The organism is Psychrobacter sp. (assembly GCF_030457785.1).
Lineage (GTDB): Bacteria > Pseudomonadota > Gammaproteobacteria > Pseudomonadales > Moraxellaceae > Psychrobacter.
Map to the genome: position 1 here is coordinate 1 of NZ_JAKDUI010000070.1, position 11314 is coordinate 11314.

The following is an 11314-nucleotide window of genomic DNA, read 5'->3' on the forward strand; positions in this document are numbered from 1 at the left end:
AAGTATGAGCATTACCTAAGAAACCCCTACCTCTAAGGTAGTGGGTAGTTCATATTTCCACTCATCTGTAGTAACCCTGTACCATCGTCAACAGACTTAGAGATAAACGATAAGTCGACGCGGGTACGCTTTGCTCTAAAAAATTGTGCTAACTTATGGCCATTCAAAATGTCATCAAAAAACCGGTTGCGCCTGTCAAAACGACTAGACGCGGCATTATCACTGCCTTCTTTGCTTTTATTATCTGGGGCGGATTTCCTTTATACTTCAAACAGCTCGCTGCCTATGACGCAACTGAGATTATCGGTCACCGTATCGTATGGACTTTCGTTTGTCTGATAATTGTGTTGCTGATTAATAAGCGATGGCAGTGGATAGATGTCTTAAAGAAAAACCCCAGATGGATTGTGTTTTCGTTTTTTTCTGGGCTGATCATCGCGGGTAACTGGCTTACCTATGTATGGGCGGTCAACCAGGATCGCATACTTGAAGCCAGTCTGGGATATTTTATTGGTCCATTAGTAGGTGTTGGGCTCTCGATGCTATTGTTTAAGGAGCGCCTACGTCCTTTACAGTGGGTAGCGATTTCTTTTGCACTATTGTCTGTGGGCATTCAGGTGGTCATGATTGGCAGTTTGCCTTGGCTCTCACTTATTTTGGCATTTAGCTTTAGTATTTACGGTACGATTCAGCGTCAGACCCCTTTGACGGCTATTGATGCGATGTTTGTGGAAACGACTATGCTCATGCCGATTTGTCTGTGGTGGTTTTGGCAAGCGGACGTGGTGAGTAGTCAGATAAGTTTTTGGTTTTCATCGAATATTTGGTTGTTAATGCTGGCAGGGCCTATTACTTTAATACCTTTATTATTGTTTAATAAGTCTACCAAGATGGTCGCTTTTAGTATTTTGAGTTTTATGAACTACCTGACGCCGACCTTTATTTTCTTCTTGGCTGTGTTTTATTATAAAGAGCCATTTGATCTACATCGATTGGCAGTCTTTGGTTTGATATGGTTCGGCCTGTTGCTATTTAGCATTGATTTGTGGCGCCATCGTCCAAGTAAAGTGGCAAAAGTAGCTAGTTTGCGTGAAGAAAAGTTATAGTAAACAGGCATCAGTAAATAAGCCTGCAAGCAATCAACGTTGAAAGCTAATATTGAAACTAGCGGTATAAAGCTTAATTAAAAAACAGTGAACAAGGATAATGATATGTTTCATACCTCATCTGATGTGGTGTTTGTTGAAGGTTTGAAGGTTGAAGCCGTGATTGGGGTATATGACTGGGAGCGCGCTATTACTCAGCCGTTACTGATTGATATTGCGCTCGAAACAGATATAAGCCGCGCTGCTGTCTCAGATGATGTCAATGATGCACTGAGCTATAAGGAGGTCTGTGACGATGTGAGCGACTGGTGTCAGACTATTCAAGCAAAACTGCTTGAGCATTTAGCAGGACAGGTTGCTGACAAGCTGCTTGCGAAATACCCATGCCAAAAGGTTACTTTGAGCGTGGCGAAGCCGACTGCCGTCCAACAAGCCGATGCGGTGGGTGTGCAAATCACTCGGCATGCTAAATCTAGCAGCGATATGGTCGAGAAAAACAAGGCGAATGATGCATAAAACATTGGCTGGTTTAACGCTTGACGCCTTAGAGGTTTGTGCGTCTGAAACGTTGCAAGCGCAGACTGTGACGGCAGTAGTATTGGCTTTGGGCAGTAATTATCAAGCAGATAAGTATTTACCACGTGTCCGTGAAAGCCTAGCAGGTTTGGGCGAGATGCAACTATCGACAGCGTTTCAGAACCCTGACTTTACAGCGACGAAAGTGCAGCCAAAACCAGACTATACCAACCAATGTGTTTATCTCTCATTGAACGTGCCAATGACATTGCAAAAACTAGAGGATGACTTTAAGCAGTTTGAATCTGACTGTCATCGGCAACGTTTGACTGAGGGCGATTCGCTGATAAAACAGGTCACGATGGATATTGACATTTTGATGGTGAAAATGGCTATATCTGAAAATAGCCTAAGCAGTAAAACGATAGATGGAAAAAAAGCCAATCATTCAAATCAATGGCTCGTCTTAGCAGATCGTTACCCATTCAAAGCCCATGAGAAAGTAGGGATAAACGAGTTAGATATGCCTTGTCGAATAACCGCTAACTCTTAAATTAACAATTTCGCTGCATACTATAAATCTCGCTTATTGCTGTAGATAATGAACAGTGAATTTACTATGTCGTGTCCGGCTCCATTCAGTCTATTTTAAGTGGTCTATTAATAAGCCTGAAGGGAAAAATAACTGGTTTTCTTAAGGTGTTGCCTCCCAAGAATTGATTATAGACCGATTGGTTATAAACCGACAATAAAAAACTCGCAGCTTTCGTTAGAAAGCATGCGAGTTTTTGCCATTAGTCGGAAACTAAGGGTTCTAATATAACTAATAACTAATTCATTTACTGTTTTTCTTCACTGGCTTCATCCGTATCACCAATCACATCAAAATCTTCTAAGCACAGCTTATCGTACTTTTTTGCACAAAAGCTAGAGTCGATTTCACACATTGCTTTTTGTAATTGATCCAGGCGGTTCTCTGATTGTCGTATGTGTTCGAGCATTTTAGCAAAAGCATCAGCAACAGGGTCCTGTGATGACGCAGAAACCCCATATGCTTGGAAGGTAGTCTCACGCTTGCTGCTAGGCTCTGTGCTATTTGCTTTGTCTGGAGTGGCTGATTCTGAGGATGTAGCATCTTCTGTTTTTGGTGTGATTGGGTTGCCTTTTTCGTCGTGATTTTTAGAGATCATACGAGCAGTATCGCCGACCATTGTTGCACCGGCAGGGACAGGTTTGACGACAACAGCGTTTGAGCCAATCTTGGCATCTTTTCCGACAGTGAATGGCCCAAGTACCTTTGCACCGGCGCCGACAATAACACCGTCTTCTAGGGTAGGATGGCGTTTCCCATCATTCCAAGAAACACCGCCTAACGTGACACCATGATATAAAGTCACATCATTACCAATCTCAGCTGTCTCACCGATGACGACACCGACACCGTGGTCAATAAAAAAGCGCTTGCCAATTTTGGCAGCAGGATGAATCTCGATGCCAGTGATGATTCTAGAGCCATAAGATATGGCACGTGCGGCGAATTTTTGGTTATTTTGCCATAGGCAGTGTGCACCACGATGAAGAATAAGCGCGTGAATGCCAGGATAGGTTAAGATAACTTCTAGGCTGTTTCGGGCGGCTGGATCACGGCTGAATACCGCATCGACATCTTCTTTTAGGTTTTTTTTGATACTGGTGATCGATTTAAATAAAGTGGTTGGCAATGACATAAAACGTCCTATCTGTTCTAAAGTAATATTTCGTCAATGAAAATTTATCAGTGAAATGAGGTTTATGCTATTTTTGGGTTTTCTGCATACAGTTACATGAGTGTTCTGAAATAAGCTTACAAGCCTGTTTTTTGAATACATCATATAATTAAAGTTATAACAGTTTTATGCGACAAAATATAGCGCCTACCAATAAACTTGAGAAAAACGCAAAAATGAGCAACCGATCATTTTGATAAATTTAGTGTTAGATGTTGTTTATTCTTTGGTGGTGTTCTAAAAAGTATGCTGGCGATAGAAGTCAATAAGAAATCTATGCTAAGTTCTCTGATTCTATAGGGCTTTCAAGGCTTCAAAAATTGTTCAAGTTTTAATCAGCATACTTTTTGACACACCACCTATTCTTTTAACAGTTTAGCGATAAGTGCGCTTAATAGTTGGTATTCTTTTTGATCCAATTGCAAGCGCGAGCTTAAGCGTGACAATCGTGCTGGTAGAGATTTTAAGTGTTCGCTATCCGCTAAACCACGCTGAATCATCAGCTCCGTTGTGCGGTCTGTCAGCTTAAGTAATTGCTGCTGAGTAATTGCTGGCTCATCCCATTGTTGACGTAGGACGACTTCTAATGAGGGTGAAGTAACGTTATCGACATCATTATTCAGTTGACTCGTTGCTGATTGAGTGTGCGCCTGTACATAAGCATAGAAGAAGCTCGCGATTACTTGTACCGCTGAAGCGACGTTGAGCACTGGATAGTCAGGGTTGGCATCGATCTGAATGTGATAGTCTGCATATGCGAGCTCTTCATTGGTCAGACCACGGTCTTCACGGCCAAACAGTATGGCGATATTAGGTTTGCTGCTGGTTTTAGCATGAGTTTCAATATTATCATCGGTAGTATCGAGCGCGCTCTGCTTGTCGATGAAGTCACACATAATCTGAGCGGCTTGCGTAGGCGTGACCACAGGGCGGGGCAAATGACGGCTTCGGCTGCTGGCTGCAAAAACCAGCTGGCAGTTTGCTATGGCAGACTCAAGCGTGGGCGCTATCGTCGCTGCTGATAGTAAGTCACTGCCACCTGCTGCATGCGAGACACTGGTTTCATCGATGGGCAGTTTTGGATTGACAACTGTCAGGCGAGATAGCCCCATGGTGTGCATTGCCCGAGCAGCAGACCCTATGTTTGCAGGCAGTGTTGTGTTGACCATGACTATCTGAGCACATGAAAGATAGTCATGCACAGTATGAGCGGATGCTGACGGAGTTTCTAATTTAAGGTCTGATGTGAGGTCTGGAGTTGGTGAAAGATAGCTACTCATTTATAATCCCATGCGTTGATTGATTTCTTGTTCTGCATGTTGTAGCGCGATTGCGAGATTTTCAATCAACTCACTTTGTTTGCTAATAAGCTGCTCGCGGCAAAGGTCTTGAAGTTGACTACTGAGATCCACGACTTGTGTCGCTCCTAAATTAGCACTAGCACCTTTTAAGGCGTGTGCGATTTCAAAGCCATTGTGGTTGTCATTTTCTTGCAGTGCTACTCGCAGGTCCGCTACTCGCTGGTGGCTATCAGCGAGATAGACTTGTATCAGATCGGAAAAGTCCTCCTCGAGTAAGTCGCGCATTTCTTCGAACTGTTCATGATTAATAATTTCTGGGGTCTGATTATTATTATTTGAGTTCTGATTCATGGTCTTATATCCAAAATATTGTAAGTTTTTGCAGTATCGTTGCTATGCTAGGAGCACTGCTTTAACTATAGTGAAAATGCAAGTTTTCTTCATTTACCATGCTTCTTAGTTTTTGTAAATTATCATCGTTAGGGTAGACACGCCAATGCTCAGATAGCCCGACGTTTGCAATGCCGAAGTCTTCATAAATACTCAGACCAAGTGGCAGACAGTTGTCATTGATGCTGGTGTCGGTATTGAGCATAACGTTGTTGGTAGGGTTATTGCCGTTTTGATCAAGAGCACCCTGCGCCCCATTACTCTCCGATGCCAAGAGGTCATTGCCGTTTTCATCGTACAAGCTGCCGCCCATCGCAGGATCATAAACGGCATTACTGTCTTGTTCATCTTGATCGTTTGTGTAAGGCGAACGAGGTGCTGGTATTATATCGGCTTGTTCTGATTTGAGCAGCGGCTTTAGACAGGTTAACAAATTGATATCACTGCCGTGGATTTTAATACTGATTTTTTTAAGCCAACGCAGGCGAGCATCCACCATGGTCATGGCGTTATCGAGGCGTGCAAACAAACGGCCGTCACGCTCACGGATGCTGCCTTTGATAATAATCACCTCATCTATCTTCAGTTGTTCCTTGACGCGATTGAAGCGTTCAGCGTAACAACTGACTTCTAACCGCGATGTACCATCATCTAAGGTGATGACGTTGCGGTTACCGAAGTTGGCGATATCAATGATTAAGCCAGCAAAATAGCAGCTGCCGTTATAGCCAGTGTCTGTGAGCTTGTCGAGACGTGTGCCTGATGTATAGCGTTTTAGCTCTTCTAAGTACTCGTTGATTGGGTGTCCAGTTAGGTACAGCCCTAAGGTGTTTTTTTCTGCTTTTAGACGATGCTTGTCACCCCAGATCAGGTCTGGCGTCATGACCAATGGTGGTGCTGCGACCACGCTATCCATTTCGCCAAACAAATCCATCATACCGATTTCTTGGTTTTGGCGGTCTTGCTCAGCGGCTTGCACGGCACCTGGCAGTTGACTCATCAGCGCGCCACGAATCTCGTATGCTTCATCTTCTGGCAAATCTGGGCGTAAAGTGGTGGCAAAGTCATCGAAACAGCCGGCACTGACTAAAGCCTCCAATGTGCGTTTATTGACCTTTTTGGTATCGACGCGGCGACAAAAATCATATAAGTCTTTGAAGGGGCCTTCGCGGCGGCGGGCGTCAACGATAGATTCAACCGCACCTTCACCCACGCCTTTAATCGCACCCAAGCCATAAATGATATTGGTTGGTGTATCAGCGACGAAGTGCCATTCACTGCGGTTCACTGAAGGGTTGACGACGGTCAGCGCAAAGTTTTCACGGCAATCATTGATAAAGAAAACAACATTGTCGGTGTTGTTCATATCAGACGTCAATACTGCTGCCATAAACTCGGCAGGGTAGTACTCTTTCAGATAAGCTGTTTGATAAGCCAAGACACCGTAAGCTGCTGAATGTGAACGGTTAAAACCATAACCCGCAAACTTTTCCATCAAGTCAAACACGCCGCCGGAGGTCGCCTCATCGATGCCTTGTTCTGTGGCACCATTGACGAAGGTATCACGCTGCTTCGCCATCTCTTCTGGTTTCTTTTTACCCATGGCGCGGCGCAGCATATCAGCACCACCTAAGCTATAGCCTGCCATGACCTGTGAGATCTGCATCACCTGTTCTTGGTAGACAATAACGCCGTTGGTGTTTTCTAAAATTGGCTCGAGATTGGGGTGATCGTATATGACTTCTTCACGGCCATGTTTACGGTCAATATACATCTCAACCATACCTGCATCGAGTGGGCCTGGACGATATAGGGCACACATAGCGATGACATCTTCGATATTCGTTGGTTGGAGTTTTCCCAGATACTTTTTCATGCCCATACTTTCTAGCTGAAAGACAGCGGTGGTCTTGGCTTCTTGCAATAACTTATAGGCTTTTTTGTCATCGAGCGGCAAATCTTCTAGTACCAATGCATCTTTGCCTTCACGAGCGCGGCGTAAATTGATATTTTCGACGGCAGCATTGATGACCGTTAAGTTACGCAAACCCAAAAAGTCAAATTTCACCAATCCAACGTCTTCGACATCGTCTTTGTCAAACTGACTGACACGGTGTCCTTCATCATCACAGTAGATGGCACTGAAGTCGGTAATTCTGTGCGGCGCAATGAGTACGCCACCAGCATGCTTACCGACGTTTCGACAGACCCCCTCTAGTTTGATAGCCATTTCCCAGATTTCTATGGCATCTTCATAATCCATATTATCAGGATTAGATATCAAGTCTTTGAGTTGAGGTTCTTGTTCGAGTGCTTCGCTGAGGCTGATACCTGGTGTCTTGGGTATCAGTTTGGATATTTTATTGGCTAAAAAGTAGGATTTGCTTTGTACTCGTGCGACGTCACGCACAACCGCCTTGGCAGCCATAGTACCAAAGGTAATGATTTGCGAGACTGCTTCGCGGCCATAGGTTTGAGCCACATAATCAATCACTCGATCTCGACCTTCGATACAAAAGTCAATATCAAAGTCAGGCATAGAGACACGTTCGGGGTTTAAGAAGCGCTCAAATAACAAGTCGTAATGAATGGGGTCGAGGTCGGTAATGTTTAACGCATAAGCAACCAATGAACCAGCTCCAGAGCCCCGACCAGGACCAACCGGCACGCCATTGGCTTTTGCCCAGCGAATAAAGTCCATGACGATCAAGAAGTACCCAGGGAACCCCATTGATAGGATGATACCAAGCTCATATTCTAAGCGCTCGTCATATTGATTACGAAAGTCATCCCAACTGTCATCACGCTCGGCAACTGGAAACAATTTATCCAGTCGACGGTTCAGACCACGCTGAGACTCTGCCCGAAAAAACGACTCAATGGTTTCGCCTTCAGGCACAGGAAACTCAGGCAGCACGTTGATGCCGAGCGTTAACGTCACGTTACAGCGAGTGGCTAAGCGCAAGGTGTTATTAATCACTTGTGGAATATCAGAAAATAGCTGTTCCATTTGTGTTTGAGTTTTTAAATATTGCTCATCAGAATACAATCGCGGGCGGTTTGGGTCGGCCAGTACATAGGAGCCTGCGATACAAACACGCGCTTCGTGAGCATCAAAGTCGTCTTGCTTTAAAAAACGAACATCATTATGCGCGACGATAGGAATGTGGTGTTTGGCACCCACGTTGATGGCAGATCTGATAAAGGTATCTTCGCCTGGGCGATTGGTACGTTTGATGGCAAAGTACAAGCGATCGTCAAACTGTGCTTGCCACTCGCGGATGAGCGTATCGGCATTTTCTGGCATAGAACTGACCAAGGCTTGCCCGACGTCAGAATGCTCGGTAAATAAGACAATAACACCTGCTGCATGCTCTAAAATATGGTGACGCTTTACCACAGGCGTTCCATGGTTGTCAGGGTTGGCGCGTCCTTCGGTAAAACCAAGCGATACGATGCGCGTGATGTTTTGATAGCCTTCGTTATTCATCGCTAGCAGGGTCAAACGAGTGTCTTCATCTTCCATGATGACGTCACTGCCGATAATGGGTTTGATACCGGCGCCAAGACAGGCACGATAAAACTTCACCGTGGCATAAAGATTGGACAAATCAGTCAATGCCAGTGCGCGTTGATTATCATCGACAGCAGCCTTGACCAGTGGCTTGATGCGCACGATAGAATCGGTGATAGAATATTCGCTGTGAATGCCAAGGTGTACAAATGCCATAGAGGACTCTTACGGATGCGATCAAAGAAATAGTGGGGTTTTTTGAGTTCGACCTGAGGTAAATAAGACAGAAAAAAACCGTTTTTAATCCTTTCGAATTAAGTCGCTAATCATAGCATTATTTGCCGCAGCCAACCACTGATTCGGTGGGCAAAAATCAGTTAGTCCTAAGGTGTGTTTTAGAATGTCTCTTTAAGTTAATCGATAGCTCTCTCAATATTTCTGGCTAGTTAAATAGGGGGAAAGAACGCTAAATCCTGCCATACCTCTATAGTCAGTCCGATATAAAACAGATACAGCGAAACTGGGATAAATTTTTTTGGCTTGCTGTGCCTGCGCAGACAGAGCCTGCAAAAAAAACCTATCCCAGTTTTGCATGATTAGATAAGGTGTTCTTTTTATTTAGTAGCGACTATACCCAGTTCTCGCTCAAAACCATCAAGCTTCATACAACGGAGGTTAATATCCAACTACTGCGCCATCGACGGTACGAGGATCAGACGAACCGTAGACGCCACTTGGGGAAATCATAATGGATTGCGTTGAACCCATGGCAGATTTTGGACTGACCGTATGTCCCATGGATTCAAGCTTATTGACCGTATCACTATTCAATGCTTTTTCAACTCGAATCTCATCAGGCAGCCATTGGTCATGAATACGTGGGGCGTGGGTGGCCTCAGCGATATTCATGTCATGGTCGATGACATTTGAGAGGATTTGGGTGACGGTGGTGATGATACGGCTACCACCTGGGCTACCTGTGACGATATAAGGCTTGCTGTCTTTGAACACAAAGGTCGGACTCATCGAGGATAGGGGGCGTTTATTGGCTTCTACAGCATTGGCTTCACCGCCTAATAGGCCATAACCGTTTGGCACACCAGGTTTGGCCGAAAAATCATCCATCTCATTGTTGAGTAAAATCCCTGTACCGTCAGCGACGAGGCCCGTGCCGTAAGAGAAATTCAGCGTATAAGTGTTGGCTATTGCATTGCCGTCTTTATCGACGATAGAGAAATGCGTGGTCTGATCGCTCTCGTAGGGCAGTGGATTATTGGCTTTGATGGTCGCCGCTGGCGTGGCTTTGTTTGGATCAATTAAGGCGCGCAGCTTGTCAGCATAGGCTTGAGAGGTAAGACCGCTGGCAGGCACATCGACAAAATCTGTATCGCCTAAGTACTCTGCTCGATCTGCATAAGCCAATTGCATCGCTTCAGCCATTAAGTGGATGGTCTGCGCGCTGTTTTGTCCGTAGTCTTTGAGTGGATAGCCTTCTAAAATGTTCAAAATCTGAATGATATGAATACCACCAGAAGAAGGTGGCGGCATTGAGACCACCTCATAACCACGGTAGTTGCCTTTGACTGGCTCACGGGCGATCGCTTGATAATCGCTCAAATCCTGCAAGCTCATTAGGCCACCTGCTTCATTGACCGCTTTGACCAGTTTTTGCGCGGTTTCACCCTTATAAAACCCATCGGGCCCTTGTGCGGCAATTAGCTTCAGTGAATGTGCAAGTTCAGGTTGCTTGAGGATCTCTCCAGGCTGATAAGCACTGCCGTCTGGTTTAAAAAACACCTTTTTGGTACTGGGCCACTTTTGCAAACGATCACTTAGAGCGGTGAGTGACTCGGACAATCCAGCGGTCACTTCGATACCGTCCTCTGCCAGTGCAATCGCTGGTGCCATGACTTGTCCGCGGCTCATCGTACCATGCTCGTCCAACGCTTTGAGCAGTCCTGCGACTGTACCTGGTACACCGACAGCTAAGCCATGATAGCGAGACAAGTCGCTGACAGCGTTACCTTCTTCATCGAGGTACATATCACGAGTGGCGCTACTGGGTGCTTTTTCACGGTAGTCGAGTGCCACGGTCTTGTCTTGCTTGGCATCATAAATCATCATAAATCCACCACCGCCGATGTTGCCAGCACGAGGTAAGGTGACGGCGAGGGCAAAGCCAACTGCGACGCCTGCATCAACAGCGTTTCCACCTTCTTCTAAGATTTTTAAACCAATATCTGAGGCGAGCGCTTCTTGCGTGGCGACCATGCCATTTTTAGCCCATTTAGGATGATGAATAGCATCAGAAGAGTAGATGGCTTGGTCAGTCTTTACAGAGCTTGACGTTGATACAGGCGTTTCTTCTGTCACTCGGCTAATATGCTGAGTTTCAGAGACCACGCTAGGATGATCTGCCATAATCGCTAGATTAATTGCACTGGTGTCGATCGGTGTGTTGTTTATTGGTTTGATCGTATTTGAAAGGGTGGGTTCAAGCGCGTGAGTGGGCATAGATAGAAATAAAGTACTGCTGACTATAAAAGCCGCAGACCTTATGGATTTTTTTAATGAAATTTCATGTGTACAACTTGGAGCGTATTTTGGAGAGTGCTCAGTCTTGCCAGAAGATTGGGTAGAGGGTGCCTGCATTGTAGAGTCCTTTTGCAATAGTATGACAATTAGCATTACATATAAGAGGAAATGAATAAATTTAATGAG

At 45.1% G+C, this 11314-nt stretch carries 8 protein-coding genes; 3 read left to right on the top strand and 5 right to left on the bottom strand.

The annotated features are described in order from the left end of the window. Positions 1-155: 155 nt before the first annotated feature. The 3 genes from rarD to L0J61_RS05125 all read left to right on the top strand — a co-directional run bounded on the left by rarD (position 156) and on the right by L0J61_RS05125 (position 2175). Complete coding sequence (rarD, locus tag L0J61_RS05115; protein WP_301465267.1) at positions 156-1106, top strand: EamA family transporter RarD; 951 nt, start codon at positions 156-158, stop codon at positions 1104-1106. A 105-nt stretch (positions 1107-1211) separates the two neighbouring features. Then, a complete protein-coding gene (folB, locus tag L0J61_RS05120; RefSeq protein ID WP_301465268.1) occupies positions 1212-1622 on the top strand; it encodes a dihydroneopterin aldolase in 411 nt (136 codons plus the stop codon). Further along, positions 1615-2175: a 2-amino-4-hydroxy-6-hydroxymethyldihydropteridine diphosphokinase gene (locus L0J61_RS05125; RefSeq protein ID WP_301465269.1), complete on the top strand. Its 561-nt coding sequence runs from the start codon at positions 1615-1617 to the stop codon at positions 2173-2175. Before folB ends, L0J61_RS05125 begins: the two co-directional genes overlap by 8 nt. Positions 2176-2461: 286 nt before the next feature. Here the strand turns inward: L0J61_RS05125 and cysE are convergent, their stop codons facing one another. The 5 genes from cysE to ggt form a co-directional block, all read right to left on the bottom strand. Next, positions 2462-3349, bottom strand: a complete 888-nt coding sequence (cysE, locus tag L0J61_RS05130; RefSeq protein ID WP_301465270.1) for a serine O-acetyltransferase — start codon at positions 3347-3349, stop codon at positions 2462-2464. A 398-nt stretch (positions 3350-3747) separates the two neighbouring features. Continuing rightward, positions 3748-4557, bottom strand: a complete 810-nt coding sequence (locus L0J61_RS05135; protein WP_301465274.1) for an RNA methyltransferase — start codon at positions 4555-4557, stop codon at positions 3748-3750. Positions 4558-4668: 111 nt separating this feature from the next. After that, positions 4669-5040 (bottom strand): Hpt domain-containing protein, encoded by a 372-nt coding sequence (locus L0J61_RS05140; RefSeq protein WP_301465271.1) that lies wholly within the window; start codon positions 5038-5040, stop codon positions 4669-4671. Positions 5041-5101: 61 nt separating this feature from the next. After that, on the bottom strand, positions 5102-8809 hold the full coding sequence (gene dnaE / locus L0J61_RS05145) for a DNA polymerase III subunit alpha (RefSeq protein WP_301465272.1): 3708 nt from the start codon (positions 8807-8809) through the stop codon (positions 5102-5104). Positions 8810-9268: 459 nt separating this feature from the next. Further along, complete coding sequence (ggt, locus tag L0J61_RS05150; RefSeq protein WP_301465273.1) at positions 9269-11107, bottom strand: gamma-glutamyltransferase; 1839 nt, start codon at positions 11105-11107, stop codon at positions 9269-9271. Between the last annotated feature and the right edge of the window lie 207 nt (positions 11108-11314).

Excerpts from the sequence above, each read along its gene's own strand:
- rarD (WP_301465267.1), top strand. The coding sequence starts at position 156 with ATGGCCATTCAAAATGTCATCAAAAAACCGGTTGCGCCTGTCAAAACG.
- folB (WP_301465268.1), top strand. The coding sequence starts at position 1,212 with ATGTTTCATACCTCATCTGATGTGGTGTTTGTTGAAGGTTTGAAGGTT.
- L0J61_RS05125 (WP_301465269.1), top strand. The coding sequence starts at position 1,615 with ATGCATAAAACATTGGCTGGTTTAACGCTTGACGCCTTAGAGGTTTGT.
- cysE (WP_301465270.1), bottom strand. The coding sequence starts at position 3,349 with ATGTCATTGCCAACCACTTTATTTAAATCGATCACCAGTATCAAAAAA.
- L0J61_RS05135 (WP_301465274.1), bottom strand. The coding sequence starts at position 4,557 with ATGGTCAACACAACACTGCCTGCAAACATAGGGTCTGCTGCTCGGGCA.
- L0J61_RS05140 (WP_301465271.1), bottom strand. The coding sequence starts at position 5,040 with ATGAATCAGAACTCAAATAATAATAATCAGACCCCAGAAATTATTAAT.
- dnaE (WP_301465272.1), bottom strand. The coding sequence starts at position 8,809 with ATGGCATTTGTACACCTTGGCATTCACAGCGAATATTCTATCACCGAT.
- ggt (WP_301465273.1), bottom strand. The coding sequence starts at position 11,107 with ATGCCCACTCACGCGCTTGAACCCACCCTTTCAAATACGATCAAACCA.